Below are 19,406 nucleotides of genomic sequence, written 5' to 3'. Positions count from 1 at the left end.
TAATTAATTTTGATAATCTCTTGCTACCACGAATTTTGTTTTTACAGGTAGCTTTTGTGCCGCCAATCGTAGCGCTTCTTTTGCTACGTCTAATGGCACGCCGCCCACCTCAAACATTATACGTCCTGGTTTTACTACTGCTGCCCAGTACTCTACCGCACCTTTACCTTTACCCATACGTACTTCCAAAGGCTTCTTAGTGATTGGCTTATCTGGGAATATCTTTATCCAAAGCTGTCCCTCACGTTTCATATAACGGGTCGCTGCCACACGGGCTGACTCTATCTGGCGCGATGTAATAAAAGCTGAGTCTAAAGATTTTATACCGAACATACCATTTGAAAGAAGAGCTCCTCTGTGGGCAACTCCTTTCATTCTGCCTTTCTGTTGCTTACGATATTTCGTTCTTTTTGGCTGTAACATCTTTCTTGTTCTTTTTTAAATTACTTTTTCCTACGCGCTTTTTTAGGGGCTCCCGCAGGCTTGTCGTTTGATTTTGACGAAAAATTACCTCCTGAAGTTTTCTTTGTCATTCCTACTAAAGGTGATAACTCTCTTTTACCATAGATTTCGCCTTTCATAATCCACACTTTTATACCCATACGTCCGTAGGTGGTGTGAGCTTCGTCAATAGCGTAATCAATATCTGCTCTAAAAGTTGAAAGAGGAATTCGTCCTTCTTTGAAACTTTCTGAACGTGCCATTTCTGCTCCGTTAAGACGACCAGAAATCATTATCTTGATTCCTTCTGCGCTCATTCTCATTGCTGAGGCCATAGCCATCTTAATAGCGCGTTTATAAGACACACGCCCTTCTATTTGGTTAGCGATACTTGCAGCTACAAGAGCAGCGTCAAGCTCTGGGCGTTTGATTTCAAATATGTTAATCTGAATATCCTTACCAGTGATTTTCTTTAGCTCTTCTTTTAGCTTGTCTACTTCCTGACCACCTTTCCCGATGATGATACCAGGTCTTGCAGTGGTAATAGTAACGGTTACAAGGTTAAAAGTACGCTCGATAATCACGTGAGCCACACTAGCTTTTGATAAACGCGTCTGAACATACTTTCTAATCTTGTCATCTTCAGCAAGTTTATCTCCGTAATCATTGCCTCCATACCAGTTAGACTCCCATCCTCTGATAATTCCTAAGCGATTCCCGATTGGATTTGTTTTTTGTCCCATAGTTTATCTTAGCTTTCTGTGTTAAAATTTTTAGCCCCTACCACTACGGTTACGTGGTTTGAGCGTTTTCTAATTCTGTGTGCTCTACCTTGAGGCGCTGGGCGTAGGCGTTTCAATATGGCTCCTCCGTCTACACGGATTTCTTGTACATAAAGTCCTGCTTCTTCCTCGTTAGCATTTTCGTTTTTAGCTCTCCAGTTATGTATAGCTGATAAAAGCAATTTTTCCAAACGTGCTGCTGCCTCTTTTTGGTTGAATTTCAAAATAGCCAAGGCTTTGTCTACTTGTTGTCCACGTACCAAATCTGCTACTAAGCGCATTTTGCGTGGCGAAGTAGGGCAGTTATTCAACTTTGCAAAAGCCAAGCTCTTTTTAGCTTCTTTTATTTCGTCTGCTCTTAATTTTTTTCTAACTCCCATAGCCTTTTATTATTTTTTACCTTTATTTTTTGCACCTGCGTGTCCTCTAAACGAACGCGTTGGCGAAAATTCTCCTAATTTATGTCCCACCATATTCTCTGTGATATATACGGGTACAAACTGACGACCGTTGTGCACTGCAATAGTCTGGCCAACAAAATCAGGAGTAATCATTGAGGCGCGAGACCAAGTTTTAATTACATTTTTCTTACCTGATTCTATATTCTGTTGGATTTTTTTCTCCAAGCTATAGTGAACGTAGGGTCCTTTTTTTAATGAACGTGCCATTTCTTAGATTCTTATTTTTTTCTGCGTTCTACAATATACTTATTAGATGCCTTGGTCTTAGAACGTGTTCTATAACCCTTAGCTGGGATACCTTTACGTGAGCGTGGGTGTCCACCAGTAGCACGTCCTTCACCACCACCCATTGGGTGATCAACAGGGTTCATAACTACTGCACGTGTTCTTGGTCTGCGTCCTAACCAGCGTGAGCGTCCTGCCTTACCTGATAATACCAACTGATGGTCTGAGTTCGATACTGCACCTATTGTTGCTAAACAAGTAAGCAAAATCATTCTGGTTTCGCCTGATGGTAATTTCACAGTCGCATACCTTCCATCTTTTGCCATTAACTGAGCAAAAGTTCCCGCTGAACGAGCTATGTTAGCTCCTTGTCCGGGTCGCAATTCAATACAAGAAATTACGGTACCTAGTGGAATTTGAGAAAGCGGCATCGCATTACCAATTTCAGGAGCTACATTTTCTTGCCCTGAAACGATTGTTTGGTCAACTTTCAATCCAGCAGGAGCGATAATATATCGTTTTTCTCCGTCGGTGTATTGCACCAAAGCGATAAAGGCTGTTCTGTTTGGGTCATACTCAATCGAAACTACTTTAGCTTCTACACCAAATTTGTTTCTCTTGAAGTCCACAATACGATACTTCTTTTTGTGACCACCACCAATGTAACGCATGGTCATCTTTCCTTGATTGTTTCTACCTCCGGTCTTTTTCAACGGAATGAGCAAGCTCTTTTCCGGCTTATCAGTAGTAATGGTGTCAAATTCGTTTACTACTCTAAAACGCTGACCAGGGGTGATCGGTTTTAATTTTCTAACTGACATTTTTGTCTATTTGTTAAACACTTATATATTACTATAAAAATCTATAGTTCCTTCTTCTAACTGTACTAATGCCTTTTTCACTGCGTTAGTCTTGCCTACTTGTACACCTGTTTTAGTGTAGCGAGTGGCGCGCTTAGGGCCGTAATTAAGGGTACGTACTTCTTTCACTTTAACGCCATAAGTAGCTTCAACCTCATTTTTGATTTGAATTTTGTTAGCGTCCTTAGCTACTTCAAACGTATAGCAGTTCTTTAGTTCGCTGCCTTCGTTTGCTTTTTCTGTATTTACAGGTCTTATTAATACGCTCATTTTTTCTTCTTATTTTGTTAAAATTGACTCTATAACTTCTACTGCACTCTCGGTTAGTACGATGTTGTTAGCATATACTACTTGGTAAGTATTTAGCTCTGAAGCAGTTACTACACTTGAGTTAGCTACGTTGCGAGAGGACAAATATACGTTATTATTTACATTTGGCAACACAAAAAGCGATTTTTTATTTTCTAAGCCCAATGATTTTACTACTGCAGTAAAGTCTTTAGTTTTAGGAGCTTCAAAATTGAAATCTTCAAGAACTACCAATGATTGACTTTGAGCTTTAGCACTAAGAGCTGAGCGGCGTGCCAAACGTTTTACGTTCTTAGTAAGTTTTTGTGTGTAATCTTTTGGACGAGGACCAAATATACGACCTCCACCTACAAACACAGGCGATTTTACACTACCTGCACGTGCTGTACCAGTACCTTTTTGTTTTTTAATCTTTCTTGTACTTCCAGCCACTTCGTTTCTCTCTTTAGCCTTGTGAGTACCTTGGCGCTTGTTAGCTAAATAACGCTTTACGTCTAAATACACCACGTGATTGTTAGGCTCTATCCCGAACACAGCATCAGAAAGGGTTACTTTTCTGCCTGTTTCTTTTCCTTGTATGTTTAATACTGCTACTTCCATTATTTGTGAATAGTTACGTAAGCATTTTTGTGTCCTGGAATACATCCTTTTACTACTAAAAGATTCTTCTCAGCTACCACTTTTAATACTTTCAAGTTTTGTACTGTTACTTTCTCGGCACCCATTCTGCCCGCCATACGCATACCTTTGAATACGCGTGAAGGGTATGATGAAGCACCCACAGAACCCGGAGCTCTTAGTCGGTTGTGCTGACCGTGAGTAGTTTGTCCTACCCCACCGAAACCATGTCGGCGCACTACCCCTTGAAACCCTTTACCTTTTGAAATACCAGAGACGTCCACAAACTCTCCTTCGGCAAAGAAATCAACGGTGATTGTATCACCCAATTTGTAATTGTCTTCAAATCCTTGGAATTCAATGACCTTCTTCTTTACTGAAGAACCTGCTTTCTTAAAGTGACCAAGCTCTGCTTTGGTAGCACGTTTTTCTGCTTTGTCATCGAAACCTAATTGAAGCGCATCATAGCCATCCACCTCTTTGGTTCTGACTTGGGTAACTACGCAAGGACCTGCTTCTATGATGGTACAAGGTATATTCTTACCGTTCTCATCAAATATGCTGGTCATGCCAATTTTTTTTCCAATTAACCCAGACATAAAATTAAATATTTGTTATTAAGTTATTACATTTTAATTTGATTATTAGCCCTCCCAAGGCTTGCTAATCACCAAAATAGTTCAGGGTCAAAAAATGCCCTAGGCTTTTTAACCCTGAATCATTTTTATCCGTTTTTCCCTAACCCACAGTTTCGGGACATTTTAATCTTGCTAAAGCGTCTATCACACTTTTATCACGATATCTACACCACTTGGCAATTCTAATTTCATCAAAGCATCTACTGTTTTTGATGAAGCGCTGTAAATTTCGAGAAGACGTTTGTGAGAGCTCAATTGAAACTGCTCACGCGCTTTCTTATTTACGTGTGGCGAACGCAATACAGTAAATATCTTTTTATGAGTTGGTAGTGGAATAGGACCTACTACCACAGCTCCAGCAGCTTTTACTGTCTTTACGATTTTCTCAGCCGATTTATCTACCAAGTTATGATCGTATGATTTTAACTTTATTCTTATTTTCTGTTGATTACTCATTTTATCAATAATTTAGTTGCCTCTGGCGTTTTTAATTACTTCATCTGCTATGTTTGATGGGGTTTCTGCGTAGTGAGAGAACTCCATAGTAGAGGTAGCACGTCCTGATGATAGTGTACGCAATGACGTTACGTAGCCAAACATTTCTGATAGTGGCACAAATGCTTTGATTACCTTAGCACCGTTACGGTCGTCCATATTGTTCACTTGTCCACGGCGGCGGTTTAGGTCACCTACTATATCACCCATATTTTCTTCTGGAGTAATAACCTCCAATTTCATAATAGGCTCCATAAGTACGGCTTTCGCTGCACGTGCTGCTTCTTTGTATCCTAACTTAGCAGCTAACTCAAATGAAAGTGAATCAGAGTCTACAGGGTGGAATGAACCATCGATAAGAACTATCTTCATCGCATCCATTTCAAAGCCTGCTAAAGGTCCGCTCTTCATTGCTTCTTTGAAACCTTTTTCTACTGATGGTATATATTCTTTAGGAATGTTACCACCTTTGATTTCGTTCACAAATTCAAGACCCATTTTGCCTTCTTCAGCTGGCTCCATACGGAACACGATATCAGCAAATTTACCACGTCCACCTGTTTGTTTCTTGTACACTTCGCGGTGGTTAGCAACGCCTGTGATAGCCTCTTTGTACTCTACTTGTGGCTGACCTTGGTTTACTTCTACTTTAAACTCGCGTTTCAAGCGGTCTACGATGATATCTAAGTGTAACTCACCCATTCCTGAGATGATAGTTTGTCCAGAAGCTTGGTCTGTCTTCACTTGGAAGGTTGGGTCTTCTTCAGCTAATTTAGCCAATGCCATACCTAATTTATCAACGTCAGCTTTTGTTTTAGGTTCTACTGCAATACCAATCACAGGGTCAGGGAATACCATACTTTCAAGTACGATAGGATATTTCTCATCGCAAAGGGTATCACCTGTTTTGATATCTTTAAATCCTACTGCTGCCCCTATATCACCTGCTTCGATGTATTCGATAGGGTTTTGCTTGTTAGCGTGCATTTGGTAGATACGAGAGATACGCTCTTTGTTACCTGAACGGGTGTTCAATACGTAAGAACCTGCATCTAGGTGACCTGAGTAAGCGCGGAAGAATGCTAAACGTCCTACATAAGGGTCAGTAGCAATTTTAAACGCTAAAGCTGAGAAAGGAGCATCAACGGCTGGTTTGCGTAGAGCTGGTTCGCCAGTTTCAGGGTTAGTACCCTCGATAGCTTCTTTGTCAAGAGGTGAAGGCAAGTAGCGGCATACCGCATCAAGCATAAATTGCACCCCTTTGTTTTTGAATGATGAACCGCACACCATTGGGATAATAGCCATATCCATTACGGCAGCACGTAGTGCTTTGTGTATTTCCTCTTCGGTGATAGAGCTTTCATCTTCCATAAATTTCTCAAGAAGACCTTCGTCATAACCTGCTACTTCTTCAATAAGTTGTGCGCGGTATTTAGTTACGTCTTCTTTCATTTCTGCAGGTATCTCTACTATGTCAAAAGTAGAACCTGAGTTTTCTTCGTGCCATACGATAGCACGGTTTTTAATCAAATCTACTACCCCTTTAAAGTCTGCTTCATCACCAATAGGCAATACGATAGGCACTGCGTTTGATTTAAGCATATCTTTCACTTGGTTGCAAACATTTAGGAAGTTAGCTCCTTGGCGGTCCATTTTGTTTACGAAACCAATACGTGGCACTTTGTAGTTATCAGCCAAACGCCAGTTAGTTTCTGACTGAGGCTCTACTCCGTCTACAGCCGAGAAAAGGAATACTAATCCGTCTAACACACGTAGTGAGCGGTTTACTTCCACTGTAAAGTCCACGTGACCGGGAGTATCAATAATGTTGAAGTGATACTCTTTAGCATCGGCAGTAGGTTTACCATTTTCGGTAGGGAAATTCCATTTACAAGTAGTAGCAGCTGATTGGATAGTGATACCGCGTTCAGCTTCTTGCTCCATCCAGTCCATTGTTGAAGCTCCATCGTGTACTTCACCAATTTTGTGGGTTTTACCTGTATAGAATAGAATACGTTCAGTAGTGGTGGTTTTGCCCGCATCAATGTGAGCGGCAATACCTATGTTTCTTGTATATTTTAAATCTCTACTCATCGGTTTAATTAAAATCTAAAGTGTGAGAACGCTTTGTTAGCTTCAGCCATACGGTGCGTATCCATTTTTTTCTTCACAGCTGCACCTTCTTCTTTTGAAGCGGCGATAATTTCAGCTGCTAATTTTTGTGCCATAGATTTCTCGTTGCGTTTACGAGCATACCCGATAAGCCATTTCATAGCCATAGACACTTTGCGGTCTGGGCGAATTTGCATCGGAATTTGGAAGGTAGCTCCCCCTACACGGCGTGAGCGTACTTCTACGTGAGGCATCACATTAGTAAGTGCGTCTTTCCAAACTTCTAATGCCGTTTTTTCGTCATTATTTTTCTTTTGTTCTACTATGTCAATAGCGTCGTAGAACACCTTAAAAGCCACTGATTTTTTACCGTCCCACATTAGGTTGTTCACAAAGCGTGTCACCAATTGGTCGTTAAACTTAGGGTCTGGTAAAAGTGGGCGCTTTTTAGCCTGTCTTTTTCTCATTTCTTTTCAGTTAAAAGATTTTGTGTGTTAAATTACTTTTTCTTACCTTTAGCTGGTGCTGCAGCGGCTTGTCCTGGTTTAGGGCGTTTAGCACCGTATTTAGAGCGGCGTTGGGTTCTGCCGGCTACTCCAGCCGTATCAAGCGCCCCGCGCACTATGTGGTATCTAACACCTGGTAAATCTTTTACCCGTCCGCCTCGTACCAATACTATCGAGTGCTCTTGGAGGTTGTGTCCTTCACCTGGGATGTAAGCGTTCACCTCGTTGCCATTAGTTAAACGAACACGCGCTACTTTACGCATTGCTGAGTTCGGTTTCTTAGGCGTTGTGGTGTACACACGTGTACATACACCTCTGCGTTGTGGGCACGAATCCAAAGCCACCGATTTACTCTTCTTGGTAATTCTGGTCCTTCCTTTTCGTACTAATTGTGAAATTGTTGGCATAATTTACAATACTATATATAATTATTTAATTGTTTGCTTGTTTAGCTATCTTATTAGTAATCAGCAGCAATCAGCCACTATTTTTCTAAGAGTTGGCTGCAAAAGTACTACATTTATTTGTAATACACAATATTTCCTTTTATCAAAAATACCAAGCCCTCTCCTGAAAATAAGCCGTCATTCAACGTCTCAAATTCAGAAAAATATTGATTATCAGATATATACAATTTATCCTCTGTCAGAAATTGCTGTATTACAAGTTCTTACATTTTCCTATTTTGTTACAAATATAACAAAATAATTTATATTTTTTATTGAAAGAATGAGAACCCCCAACAGTAATTTCTAAAATCGGGGGGTCTTCATTTTATTCCTGTGTAATTAATAATCTCAAAGAATGGCTTTCGAATATCACATTCGTTCCTGAAATTTCGTTGTAGGTAAGGGTACCAATAACTGATAGGGCAATAATCCCTACAAAAAATAAAGCTTTTCTCGTTGAAAACAGCGCGCAATACACTAAGTATACAACAGCAGGCACAAAAAGCAAATAAGGCAATGTTGTCCTTACACTGCTATCGCTAAGCAACAAAGGAGCTACTGCTAAAACTAATAAGAAAGGAGCAAACATAAGTAATAACCCCTTGCGTGTTTCTTCTTTACTTTTGGTTCTGAACAAAAAGAAAGAGACTGTTGCCGACAGTATCAAGAACGTACATAGCATATAGGGGTGATAACCATCAAAGATTATCCCTGCTAAAATATAAAGCGCTACGACTATCAAATTGTTTCTAAGAACTTGTTTCATAAGGCGTTTATTTTAGAATTACAATGCAAACTTATACAACAAAAATCAAAAAAACAAATAATTGACAAAGTTTAACTTTTTTACTCTCTTAGGGTTGCTCCTAAACTTTGCTCAAAAGCGGCTTGCAGTTTCTGCATCGTTTTATCGATTTGCTTATCGGTCAGCGTTTTGTTTTCTTCTTGCAAGATAAAACTTACCGCATAACTCTTCTTGCCCGCCGCCAATTTATCACCCTGATACACATCAAATAAATTGATTTGTTTCAAGATGCTTTTCTCGGTCGCAAACGCCACACGATATAGGTCAGCAAAACTTACCTTATCGTCAAGTAGTAGTGCTAAATCGCGGCGCACTTCAGGATATTTTGATATCTCTTTATAAACTACCTTATGACCTCTCACTTGCTCAAGTAGGGTATCCCAATGCAGGTCAGCATAAAGCACCTCTTGCTTAATATCAAAATCCTTAAGTATTTTGTGCTTCACTACCCCCATTGTTCCCAATAGTGTTTCGCCATACATCCAACGGAATCCTTCAGCGGCTACATTGTCAGTAGGCTCTAACGGAAGGGTGGTAATCTCCTTAAGTCCTAAACGCTCAAAAAGGGCTTCTACACTACCTTTTAGCTCAAAGAAACTCACAGGGCGTGACGTAGTAGTCCAGCTCTGAGGCAATTGGTTACCTGTCAGATATAATAATAGGTGTTTCTGTTCGTCGTACTTACCATCCCTCACACGGTAGTTTTTGCCAAACTCAAACAATCTGAGGTCTGAGCGCTTGCGGTTGATATTATAACTCACCACCTCTAAACCCGAAAATAGCAAATTGGTGCGCATATAGCCCAAATCGCTACTGAGCGGATTGAGTAGTTTCACAGCCTCTTCAGGAGCAGCCTCATAGCTGGTAATTTCTTTTTCTGACACCAAACTATTAGTCATTATCTCATAATACCCCTGCCCGATGAGCTGTGCCGCTACTACATTCTGCATATTCAAATCGTCATACTTAGACGAATGCGACATCGAGGCGTTTATTTTCTCAGAAAAACTGATGTTGTTATAACCGTAAATACGCAATATCTCTTCTATCACATCAGCCTCGCGCTGTACATCTACCCTATAAGAAGGTATTAGCAGACCTAACCCACGTTCGGTTAGCGAACTTACCTTTATATCAAGCGAGTGCAAAATCGATTTGATAGTATCGCGTGGTATCTTCTGCCCGATGAGCTTATCTACATTCTCAAAGGCAAGAAATACCTGAAAATCGTCTTTCTTCTTAGGATAGAAATCTATCACATCCGATGAGATAACCCCACCCGCTATATTTTCTATCAATACAGCAGCATACATCAGCGCGTATTTACAATCTTCTATATTGATACCACGCTCAAAACGATAAGAAGCGTCGGTACTAATGCTATGCCTTTTAGCAGTCTTGCGCACTGACACAGGGTCAAAATAAGCACTCTCTAAAAATACATTCCGAGTAGAGTGAGTTACACCTGAATCTTGCCCGCCTAATACCCCTGCTATGCAAAGTGGTTTTTCAGCATCGTAAATCATTAAATCTTCAGCGTCAAGAGTGCGTTTTACACCATCAAGGGTAGTAAAGACGGTACCCGCCTCTGCTGTTTTCACGATGAGTTTTCGCCCTACTATATGGTCAGCATCAAAAGCGTGCAAGGGCTGTCCTAATCCGTGTAGCACATAGTTAGTAGCATCTACTACATTATTCTTAGGAGTGATGCCAATAGCTTTTAGCCTGTTTTGCAACCAAGCGGGCGACTCGCCTACTCGTACGTTCGAGATGGCAACCCCCGTATAGCGTGGCACAAGTTTTTTGTTTGTTATCTCTACGTCTACTTTTACCGAACGGTTATCTACGTGAAATTTGGTAACCGAAGGGGTAATAAGCTCAAGTGACACACCTTTTTGTATAAGTCCCGCACGCAGGTCGCGAGCTACACCATAGTGACTCATCGCATCGGCGCGGTTAGGGGTCAGTCCTATTTCAAACACTTCATCAGTTTCTACCTGAAAAACCTCAGCACAAGGGGTACCAACGGCATATTTATCATCGAGTACCATTATTCCTTCGTGACTTTCGCCTAAGCCCAACTCGTCTTCAGCGCAAATCATACCGTAACTTTCCTCTCCGCGTATTTTTCCTTTTTTTATTTCAAAAGGCTTCCCTTCGTGGTCGTACAGTACTGTTCCTATAGTAGCTACAGGCACTTTTTGTCCTTTAGCCACATTAGGAGCGCCACATACTATCTGTAGTGGAGCCTCTTGACCTACATCTACTTTGGTAATTTTCAGTTTGTCAGCATTAGGGTGTTTTTCGCACTCTAATACCAATCCCACTACCACACCTTTCAGTCCGCCTTTTACACTTTCAAAAGGTTCGATACCTTCTACCTCCAAACCCAAATCAGTAAGGATTACGCCGGTTTCTTCTGCAGCAAGGTCTAATTTCAAATACTGTTTTAACCAGTTATACGATATTTTCATATAGTTCTTTTTTCAATTAATAAATTTGTATATCAGCAAATTTTATTGTCATATCAACATCAAATCAAGAAACATTTGCCTTACCTCTTCTTGTTCATCTTTATTGGTTATATACTGAAAACCAAATCTTTCATAAAAAGGCAATGCTTGCTTATAAGCATCTACTGTTATCAGTCTGCAAGCCTGTCTCTTATTTAGTTCTATAGCCTCATTTATGATACCCTCAAGCAGGATACTCCCTAATCCTTTCCCTTTATAGGTCTTATCAATTCCCAAACGACCTATTTTTAGCGAGGGTATATTCTTCAAATGTCTTTTTCTATGAGGTATTAAGTTTTGCACAAACTTCTTATACTGACTTTTAGAAGGGAAAAGTTCCTCCCTTATCTGCAAACTATCGCTTAGCACACTATAAAAACCTAAAGTACGCTCTTCATTTTCTATAATAAATGTAGTAGCCAACATTTGTTTTTGATAAAGAATAGCTTCTTTAAATAAGAAGTCATTCAAATCTTCATCTTCACAATCAAAAGGTTTTATGGTGTGGTCTTCTGTAAGCAATAAAAAAGATAAATCTTTAAACATTTTCTTTCTTAATTATCTATTTACTACTTTCTTTAAATATTGATTTTAAAAATCTTGCACTTTCTTGTATCTTCTCACGGTCAAGCACAATACCTTTCTCTTTTAGATAATCTTTATAATTATCTAATTTATTCAAAAAATCAAGGGCTTCTTGCCCTTCAAGCACTGGGGTAGGTTGTATCTCTCTTGCCATATCTTTATTATTTTTCAGCGTGCAAAAGTACAAAAAATTAGTAAATTAGCAAACTGACAAATTTGCTAATTTACTAATCTGCTTATTTACCACTTAATTTGCTTCGTTGTTAGTAAGCTTAGCTACTTGTGCCGATGCCGTAAATGAGGTAATCATATTGTTGAGCATCTCGCTACCTGCTTCAGGCGAATTAGGCAACAAAATAAGGTTGCTGTTGGTTTGTTGTCCTACTGCTTGTAGCGTGTCGTAGTGCTGAGTGATGACTATCAGCGCAGAGGCTTCTTGCGAGCTCACCCCTACTTTCTGTAGTACATCTACACTCTCTACCAGTCCTCGGGCTATCTCACGGCGCTGGTCAGCAATACCTTGTCCTTGTAGGCGTTTGCTTTCAGCTTCTGCTTTTGCTTTTTCTACTATCAAGATGCGTTGCGCATCACCTTCGTACTGAGCCGCTACTTTTTCGCGTTCAGCAGCATTAATGCGGTTCATCGCTGCTTTCACCTGTGCATCAGGGTCTATATCTGTCACAAGGGTTTTAATGATGTCGTAACCATAAGTCTCCATCGACTCTTGTACCTCACGTTTTACAGCTATAGCGATGTCGTCTTTCTTCACAAACACATCATCGAGCTTCATCTTAGGCACCTCAGCACGCACTACGTCAAACACATAGCTGGTGATTTGGTCGTGTGGGTACTCAAGTTTATAGATAGCATCATATACTTTTTCTTTGATAACCACAAACTGCACCGATACTTTTATTTTCACAAACACATCGTCTAAAGTTTTAGTTTCCACTATCACGTCTAACTGTTGAATCTTAAGACTGATGCGAGCCGCAATCTTATCAATAATAGGTATTTTCATCTGCAAGCCCGAATGGCGAATGCTCTCAAACTTACCAAATCGCTCAATAGATACTGCCGTCTGCTGACGTACAGTGAAAAAAGTAGAAAGCAGAAATACCACTGCTAAAAATACTAAAATGTAAAAAGTAATACTCATTTCTTTATAATTATTAATTGTTAGTTCTTAATTAAAAAAATTGGTTAGTAGTGCTTATACCAATCTTCCCCTGTAAGGTCGTAAATACGCTGTATCTTCTGTATGAAATCTTCAAAATCAATATTTAGGTCAATAAGCTCGCCCGAATGAATGTCGAATACCCAACCGTGTACCAACGGAGTGCGGTATTGCAGGTAACTCTCTTGCACTACAGCCATTTTAGTAACGTTGAAACATTGTTCTATCACATTTATTTCCACAAAACGGCGGTATCGTTTATCTGCATCGGTAATAGCATCTAACTCTTGCTGGTGCAAGCGATACACATCGCGAATAGTCCGCAACCAAGGGTTTAGCAGTCCGTAGTCTTTAGCCTGCATCGCTGCCTTTACCCCTCCACAATCGTAATGCCCACATACCACTATATGCTTCACATTCAGGTGCTCTACTGCATACTGTATCACAGCGGTCGAACTCATATCAAGGGTATTAACTACATTGGCTATATTGCGGTGCACGAACACCTTGCCAGGCCCTACCCCCATCATCTCTTCAGCGGCTACCCTACTGTCAGAACAGCCTATGTACAGATAGTCCGGATTTTGGTCAGCAGCTAATTTTTCAAAGAAATGCACATCAGCCGCTTTCCTATTTCTTACCCATTGCTGGTTATTCTCAAATATTTGTTTGTACGTATCCATAAAGTTATTTATTTAGCACTTCTCATCTTCGCAACAGCAGTCAGGGGCGTCAATCTCAAGCGTAGCGTGACTGATATGCTGATGCAATAAGGTATGCTTCAGTTCTTTCTTCAGCTCCATTACCTCCTTAAGCGGCAAACATTCTTTCAGCACTATATGCGCCGTAAGGGCGTTTTGCGAACTACTAAGTGCCCAGATGTGTATGTGGTGTACCCCAGCTACTAAGGGGTGCGCCTCGAGCTGTTCTCTAATATGCGACCCATCTACATCGGCAGGCACGCCGTCTAAAATAAGTTTTACGCTTTCTTTCAGCAAACCCCAAGTAGAGAAGAGTATCACGATAGCCACTACAAAACTGCTGATAGGGTCAGCTATATTCCAACCGGTGAAGTAGATAATCGCTCCTGAAACAATCACCCCTACCGACACTAAGGCATCGAGCATCAGGTGCAAAAAAGCGCCTTTGATATTGATATCGGTCTGTTGTCCTTTGTAAAACAAAAATGCTGAAACAGCATTGATAACTACACCTATAAAAGCGGTAATCATTATAGCCGAGCCTGCCATTTCGGGCGGCGAAGAAAGTCGTTCAAAAGCCTCAATAAAAATCTTAACTACTATATACATCAGTAGCACAGCATTGATAAGCGAGGCTAATATCGACGCCTTTTTATAGCCGTAGGTATACAATTGGGTAGCGGCCTTATGGGCGAGCTTCATACCGATAAGCGAAATAACTAAACTGGCTACATCGCTTAGGTTATGACTGGCATCAGAGATAAGAGCTAACGAATTGACGCTAAAACCTACCACAAATTCAATAATCGTATAAAGTAAGTTTAGCCCTATACCTATGTAGAAAGCGCGATTTAGCTGCTGAAGGTCAGCTACTGAATGCTCGTGGTGGTGATGATGGTGATGGTGGTGATGTTCTTCTTCCATAAACGATGGCTCATTTAAAGTTTTTTGCGACTACAAAGGTAGAACTTTTTTTGTAAAAACAAAAAATTATTTGCTGATTTATCAATTATTTGCCGATTTGCCTTTTGCACATTATCAGCACTCCTACAATCACTAAACCCCAAAGCCAATACTGATAAGTTGTGCCTTGCTGGCGCTGCTCTTGCTTTTGGTATTGCTGTACTTGGTACGCCTCTACCCTACTCTGCTCAGCTCTTTGCGCTACTAAAGTGTTCGTTGCCGCCTGCTGATGCGCCTCTTGCTGCTGTTGTAGCTTTATGCGGACTTTTGCGCTGCTACTATCGCGCGGAGGTTGCCATTCAAACTCTAAAGTAGCGCCTTGCCACTGATGATGTGCTTGCCTTTGTGCCACAGTCGCTATCTGCTGCACACTATCGCGCTGCACCTCATAACGTTGTGCCGTATATTGTTGCTCAGTACGGACTACCCGCCTACTGCGGCAGCCTACAAGTCCTATCACACATACTAATGATAGGACAACCGGAATATTAGGTTTCTTTTTCATTTTTCTAATAGTTAATTGTAATTGTTTTTGTTTCATCTGTTAGACTCATCGGCTCATCGACAAATTGGCAAATCGACTAATCAAGCAGCAAAGTTTTTGTGCATAAGCAGGGTCGGTAGCATAGCCAGCTTGTGCCACCGCTACTGCAAACTTATAAGGGTCTGCCCTAACCGCTAAAGCCTTAGCATAGCGCTTGTTCTTAAAGAAAAACTGAGCGTGGTCAGCAAAACAGGCTTCAGGAGAGGGATAAGCCCTAAACCAATCTTTCACTATACATTCATACCTACCGTCAGGGCGAAGGCGCACACTGATAATGGCAGGGAACTGCCCTACAGCAGGAGGTGCGCTGAGTATCTCGGTGGTGAGCAATAGCTGTCGGTCAGCTTCGCTACTGTTGCGCGAGGCTTTTACTCCAAAAAACATATTCCTCGGTGCGTGCTGCCCCCAGCCACTCTCTAAGGCTGCCTGCGCTAAGATAAAGAGGTGAGAGATACCTGTCTGCTCCTCAACTGCCAGTGCTGCCTCTTTGTATTTAAGTTTAAAATCTTGTACTATTGTTTCCATACTATTATTATTTGTTTTTGGTTGCCAACAAAAGCGTTTCAACTGCATTTTCAAGTTCTTTAATGCGCTGGTTAGCCTCATTAAGGTCAGCGATAGCCTTTGCATATTTAGCCGATAGGTCATCTATCATTTCGCGGTAGATATGTATTGCCTTATCTACGTTGTCGAGTTCGCTGCTCTGTAGTTCTACTCGCTGCTTAGGTCTGCCGAAAAGCCAACCCGCAAAGCCTGAGAGCAATAATCCTATAAAGGAGAAAAAGTGTTCTTTTAGTAAGTCCATAATTATTAATTTGTTAATTTGCCGATTTGCTAATTTGCTAATCAACAAATCGGCAAATTGACTAATTTCAAAGGGTTATTTCTTTAGTTACTACGTTATTAGGGCGGTCTGTAGCTATTACTAGTACTTTGCTACCGCTAAGCGTCGCATTGATAGCGGTAGTAGTGTACACCCACTTACCTTCGCTAAGAGCAGCAGCCCCTTCTTCTATAGCCGAGTTGTTAGCGGCAACTATCTTCACCTTTACGGTCATCACTTTCGAAGCGTCGGCAACCTCTATAGCTATTTTCTCACCATTATGAGCGCCTGTATAAGCTGAAGTATCGATACGGTCTATTACCGGAGCCTTCAAATAGTCAGCTATAGCCATTATGTAAGCACTTACCCCAGGTCGTTTAGCAGCCTCATCGGCATATGCTTTTTTAAGAGTAGGGTTTTCCAAAGCATTTTTGGCATATACAGTTGCTTTAGCAAACTTTTGGTGGTGAGCCTCTTGCTTAGGCGTCTTACTCACCTTGTAATTAGGAAATTTAGTAACGATAGTTCTACCATTTACTTGTTTAAATACGAGTTGTTTACCAACTCTTCCGCTCAAACCAGCGATTACGATGTTGTTTTTACTTTTTGCCATTTTTTTAATATTTTAAGTTGAACAATTAGTTAAAGAGCGCTCTTTGTTTGTTTTGACGCTGCAAAGGTGCGGCAAAAAGCAAAGCCTCGCAAATAGTTGTCACATCGTGTTACAACCCTGTCTCATCATACTACAACCCAACCACAAAACCACAAAAAAGAGAGACGAAAAACATCCTGTTTTTCGTCTCTCTGCTTAGAGTACAACTTATTTTAATACAATATAAAAGCTACAAAAACGCTTATCTAAATACGCGTAAATATGAAGAACTTTCATAAAATCAATAATTAGTTAGATTATTCTTCAACTATTATTTGAGCAAACTTTTTTCTATAGCTTTTAAAACTCAACAAAAGGATATAGCTGTTGACAATCTACAATTCTAAAAGTTTTAAAATCTATTCTTTCTAATTGAGTTCTTGTAAAATCTCTACCAAAAGTACCTTTATAGTTTAGTTCTCCTGCTAAATAAAGTCTATCATTAAAGTTAAAATGTAAATAATTGATGAAACGTATAAAATCAATATCTTTTTTTGTTTTACATTTTAATTTTATTATTCGACTTTTTCCATCAAAACTTCTTGTATTTTCTCCACAAAAAAAATACTTACCTAGTAAAATAGCCTCTAAAGGTTCTCTCCCATAATAAACTTTTCTATCATATTCTCCTTTTACATCTTCAACATTAAAAAGCAATTTTTTTTGAGGAATATCCATTTGTCTTTTGTATATTCTCAACCTCCATTCATTTTCATAGCTCCATGAATACCTTTTTACATTAGTTGCTATTAAAAAAGGTATATGAGGAGAATTAAAACCTTCAAACATATCTATTGACTCAATTTTTTCAACATATTGTATAGGAGCAAAGAAATGATGATAAATATCTTTATTTTTATCTACAATATTTTTTCTTAAAGACTCTGTATTTAGTACAATTGCAAAACCTCTTTCACTAGAATAATGAGCCCACATCAAAGGATTATGTGTGGATGTTAAGGAAATAAAACCTCTATTTTTCATCCAAAATGCATAAAACATTTGACGTGTATGCTCAAACACTTCCCATTTATCTTTTGAATACGTTCCTTTTATATTTTTCTCGTAAAAAGAAGAACCTTTTATTTGAGACCAAATTCTATCATATTGGTTTTCTGTCATTTTATTGAAATCTAATAATGCCCAAGAGCTATCCATAGAATCATTAAACTGGTAGGGGTGTGAGGCATACAAATATTGATTTCTTAGAGCATCAATAGAAAAATTATTATAAGAATAATATTTGTATAACTTAGGAGGTTCACTACTCTTTCCTTTAATACTCTCTTTATCTCCTAATATACTATCGTCTGACGAATAAGTAAAACCTTTATACTCAAATTCATTCATAATTATACTTTTTACAAAATTAATTCTACTTCATTAGTCTTACCTTTTTTCTATACAAACTATTTCTTCCGCTGTAAGACCGTTTTTGAGGCATAGCCTTCTATATATCTATTTTTTTCTAATTTATTAATACGAAACAAAGATACATCATTTTTTTGAATTAAGGAAATTTTTCTTCTCTCCTTCACTTTAGATACACTTACACTATACGATGAGCGAAGGATGAGCGAAAGATAAGCGAAGGAAAGTCGGCGAACTGGTGCAGCCGAGTAGGTAACGAAGGATTACCGAACAACAGCAATCACTACAGCGGTATTGCTACCGCCAAAGCCCGAGGCAGTTTTAAGGAAATATGTTAGCTGTTGGTGTCGGTGTTCTTTTAGAAGATGCAATGGGTGAGGCACGCCATTGTCTGAAGAATTGAGGCTCTTTAGCAGCACCCCTCTGCGAGCTGCCTCAATGGTGACGATAGTTTCCAAAAGTCCCGCAGTGCCTAAGGTATGCCCAAAATAACCTTTATAGCTATTCAGCGGTACCTCAAGCAGTTGCGCACGACTAAATGCGTGACTCTCCATCTCGTCATTATAGCGCGTGCCGGTACCGTGGGCGTTAATAAGCTGTATTTGCTCAGGGTGCAATTGGGCTTCCTGTAGGGCGCGCTGTACGCTCTGGTAGAGCCCTTCGCCCGTACGCGAGGGGGCAGATATATGGGCGGCATCATTGATAGAGGCACTGCCTAACAGTTGCGCCTTAGCCCCTTGTGGGTCACGCGTTACATAGGCTACTGCTGTAGCTTCGCCCAAAGTGATGCCGTCTCTATCCGGACTGTAGGGCTTGCAAGGGCTGGCACTAATAGCCTGAAACGACTGAAACCCCGAAAGTACAAAGTCGCTTATCTCATCGCCTGCCAATATTATTGCACTGTCGTACGCCCCTGCCTTTAGCAAGCGGTCAGCTACCGATAGCGCCATTGCGCCTGATACACAGGCATTAGAAAGTACGATAGGCTGAGAGGTAACCCCCAACTGAGTTGCTATTTTGTGTGCTAAGGTAGAGAGATAAGGCAAAGGGGCATCAGCTGATAAATGGTTGATATTGCCTTTGGTAGTAGAGAGGATAAAAGCAGTGCGCGAAGTGATAGCAATGCGCGGTAGTAGAGGTTGCACAGCCAAAAGCAGCAATTGCTCTAAGCGCGAAAACTGCCCTTTGAAAGGGGTAGTAATAAATTGAGCAGCTATTCCCTCATCGTCTATCTTCGATAAGGGAATAGCTGCCCATCTGCCCATAGTGGGGTGTTTTGCAATACCCGATTGCCCTTGTAGTACTGCGTCTATAGTACTAACGAGGTCAAAGCCCAAAGGGGTCACTATGTTATACTCTGTAAAAAACAATCTTTT

General features: G+C 40.3%; 25 protein-coding genes. All 25 read right to left on the bottom strand.

Annotated features, from left to right (window positions below):
- Window positions 1–3: 3 nt before the first annotated feature.
- The 25 genes from rplP to C8P65_RS00885 all read right to left on the bottom strand — a co-directional run bounded on the left by rplP (window position 4) and on the right by C8P65_RS00885 (window position 19,400).
- Window positions 4–423 (bottom strand): 50S ribosomal protein L16, encoded by a 420-nt coding sequence (gene rplP, locus C8P65_RS01000; RefSeq protein WP_009391651.1) that lies wholly within the window; start codon window positions 421–423, stop codon window positions 4–6.
- Window positions 424–443: 20 nt separating this feature from the next.
- Window positions 444–1,184, bottom strand: a complete 741-nt coding sequence (gene rpsC / locus C8P65_RS00995) for a 30S ribosomal protein S3 (protein ID WP_009391649.1) — start codon at window positions 1,182–1,184, stop codon at window positions 444–446.
- An 8-nt stretch (window positions 1,185–1,192) separates the two neighbouring features.
- Window positions 1,193–1,603, bottom strand: a complete 411-nt coding sequence (gene rplV / locus C8P65_RS00990) for a 50S ribosomal protein L22 (RefSeq protein WP_009391648.1) — start codon at window positions 1,601–1,603, stop codon at window positions 1,193–1,195.
- Window positions 1,604–1,612: 9 nt separating this feature from the next.
- Window positions 1,613–1,891, bottom strand: a complete 279-nt coding sequence (rpsS, locus tag C8P65_RS00985; RefSeq protein ID WP_009391647.1) for a 30S ribosomal protein S19 — start codon at window positions 1,889–1,891, stop codon at window positions 1,613–1,615.
- A gap of 11 nt (window positions 1,892–1,902) precedes the next feature.
- Window positions 1,903–2,730, bottom strand: a complete 828-nt coding sequence (gene rplB, locus C8P65_RS00980) for a 50S ribosomal protein L2 (RefSeq protein WP_009391646.1) — start codon at window positions 2,728–2,730, stop codon at window positions 1,903–1,905.
- A gap of 21 nt (window positions 2,731–2,751) precedes the next feature.
- Window positions 2,752–3,039: a 50S ribosomal protein L23 gene (gene rplW / locus C8P65_RS00975; RefSeq protein ID WP_009391645.1), complete on the bottom strand. Its 288-nt coding sequence runs from the start codon at window positions 3,037–3,039 to the stop codon at window positions 2,752–2,754.
- Between the two features lie 9 nt (window positions 3,040–3,048).
- The gene (rplD, locus tag C8P65_RS00970) at window positions 3,049–3,678 is read right to left on the bottom strand and encodes a 50S ribosomal protein L4 (RefSeq protein ID WP_009391644.1); all 630 of its coding nucleotides are present in this window, start codon (window positions 3,676–3,678) and stop codon (window positions 3,049–3,051) included.
- Window positions 3,678–4,295: a 50S ribosomal protein L3 gene (rplC, locus tag C8P65_RS00965; RefSeq protein WP_009391643.1), complete on the bottom strand. Its 618-nt coding sequence runs from the start codon at window positions 4,293–4,295 to the stop codon at window positions 3,678–3,680. Before rplC ends, rplD begins: the two co-directional genes overlap by 1 nt.
- A 183-nt stretch (window positions 4,296–4,478) precedes the next feature.
- Window positions 4,479–4,790, bottom strand: a complete 312-nt coding sequence (gene rpsJ / locus C8P65_RS00960) for a 30S ribosomal protein S10 (RefSeq protein ID WP_009391642.1) — start codon at window positions 4,788–4,790, stop codon at window positions 4,479–4,481.
- Between the two features lie 12 nt (window positions 4,791–4,802).
- Window positions 4,803–6,923 (bottom strand): elongation factor G, encoded by a 2,121-nt coding sequence (fusA, locus tag C8P65_RS00955; protein ID WP_107780564.1) that lies wholly within the window; start codon window positions 6,921–6,923, stop codon window positions 4,803–4,805.
- Between the two features lie 8 nt (window positions 6,924–6,931).
- Window positions 6,932–7,408: a 30S ribosomal protein S7 gene (gene rpsG, locus C8P65_RS00950; protein ID WP_009391640.1), complete on the bottom strand. Its 477-nt coding sequence runs from the start codon at window positions 7,406–7,408 to the stop codon at window positions 6,932–6,934.
- Window positions 7,409–7,440: 32 nt separating this feature from the next.
- On the bottom strand, window positions 7,441–7,854 hold the full coding sequence (gene rpsL / locus C8P65_RS00945) for a 30S ribosomal protein S12 (protein ID WP_002679283.1): 414 nt from the start codon (window positions 7,852–7,854) through the stop codon (window positions 7,441–7,443).
- Window positions 7,855–8,221: 367 nt separating this feature from the next.
- On the bottom strand, window positions 8,222–8,662 hold the full coding sequence (locus C8P65_RS00940; RefSeq protein ID WP_107780562.1) for a hypothetical protein: 441 nt from the start codon (window positions 8,660–8,662) through the stop codon (window positions 8,222–8,224).
- 80 nt (window positions 8,663–8,742) lie between these two features.
- Window positions 8,743–11,175: a phenylalanine--tRNA ligase subunit beta gene (gene pheT, locus C8P65_RS00935; RefSeq protein ID WP_107780560.1), complete on the bottom strand. Its 2,433-nt coding sequence runs from the start codon at window positions 11,173–11,175 to the stop codon at window positions 8,743–8,745.
- Window positions 11,176–11,223: 48 nt separating this feature from the next.
- Entirely contained in the window at window positions 11,224–11,760 is a 537-nt protein-coding gene (locus tag C8P65_RS00930; RefSeq protein WP_107780558.1) for a GNAT family N-acetyltransferase, read from the bottom strand.
- Between the two features lie 16 nt (window positions 11,761–11,776).
- Window positions 11,777–11,953: a hypothetical protein gene (locus C8P65_RS11995; protein WP_009391633.1), complete on the bottom strand. Its 177-nt coding sequence runs from the start codon at window positions 11,951–11,953 to the stop codon at window positions 11,777–11,779.
- A gap of 93 nt (window positions 11,954–12,046) precedes the next feature.
- Complete coding sequence (locus C8P65_RS00925) at window positions 12,047–12,958, bottom strand: SPFH domain-containing protein (protein WP_009391631.1); 912 nt, start codon at window positions 12,956–12,958, stop codon at window positions 12,047–12,049.
- A 44-nt stretch (window positions 12,959–13,002) separates the two neighbouring features.
- Window positions 13,003–13,659, bottom strand: a complete 657-nt coding sequence (locus C8P65_RS00920; protein ID WP_107780556.1) for a carbonic anhydrase — start codon at window positions 13,657–13,659, stop codon at window positions 13,003–13,005.
- Window positions 13,660–13,671: 12 nt separating this feature from the next.
- Window positions 13,672–14,601 (bottom strand): cation diffusion facilitator family transporter, encoded by a 930-nt coding sequence (locus C8P65_RS00915; protein ID WP_107780554.1) that lies wholly within the window; start codon window positions 14,599–14,601, stop codon window positions 13,672–13,674.
- An 85-nt stretch (window positions 14,602–14,686) separates the two neighbouring features.
- On the bottom strand, window positions 14,687–15,145 hold the full coding sequence (locus C8P65_RS00910) for a hypothetical protein (protein ID WP_146162904.1): 459 nt from the start codon (window positions 15,143–15,145) through the stop codon (window positions 14,687–14,689).
- A 45-nt stretch (window positions 15,146–15,190) separates the two neighbouring features.
- The gene (locus C8P65_RS00905) at window positions 15,191–15,709 is read right to left on the bottom strand and encodes a glycoside hydrolase family 73 protein (RefSeq protein ID WP_095913599.1); all 519 of its coding nucleotides are present in this window, start codon (window positions 15,707–15,709) and stop codon (window positions 15,191–15,193) included.
- Between the two features lie 7 nt (window positions 15,710–15,716).
- Entirely contained in the window at window positions 15,717–15,989 is a 273-nt protein-coding gene (locus tag C8P65_RS00900; RefSeq protein WP_095913601.1) for a cell wall anchor protein, read from the bottom strand.
- A 67-nt stretch (window positions 15,990–16,056) separates the two neighbouring features.
- Window positions 16,057–16,620 (bottom strand): hypothetical protein, encoded by a 564-nt coding sequence (locus C8P65_RS00895; RefSeq protein WP_107780552.1) that lies wholly within the window; start codon window positions 16,618–16,620, stop codon window positions 16,057–16,059.
- Between the two features lie 339 nt (window positions 16,621–16,959).
- Complete coding sequence (locus C8P65_RS00890) at window positions 16,960–18,009, bottom strand: DUF2971 domain-containing protein (RefSeq protein ID WP_107780550.1); 1,050 nt, start codon at window positions 18,007–18,009, stop codon at window positions 16,960–16,962.
- Window positions 18,010–18,293: 284 nt separating this feature from the next.
- On the bottom strand, window positions 18,294–19,400 hold the full coding sequence (locus C8P65_RS00885) for a beta-ketoacyl synthase N-terminal-like domain-containing protein (protein WP_107780549.1): 1,107 nt from the start codon (window positions 19,398–19,400) through the stop codon (window positions 18,294–18,296).
- Window positions 19,401–19,406 lie beyond the last annotated feature (6 nt).

The organism is Capnocytophaga leadbetteri (assembly GCF_003054025.1).
Lineage (GTDB): Bacteria > Bacteroidota > Bacteroidia > Flavobacteriales > Flavobacteriaceae > Capnocytophaga > Capnocytophaga leadbetteri.
The sequence above is the reverse complement of the archived record's forward strand: the minus strand, read 5'-3'. Positions and strand labels throughout refer to the sequence as shown.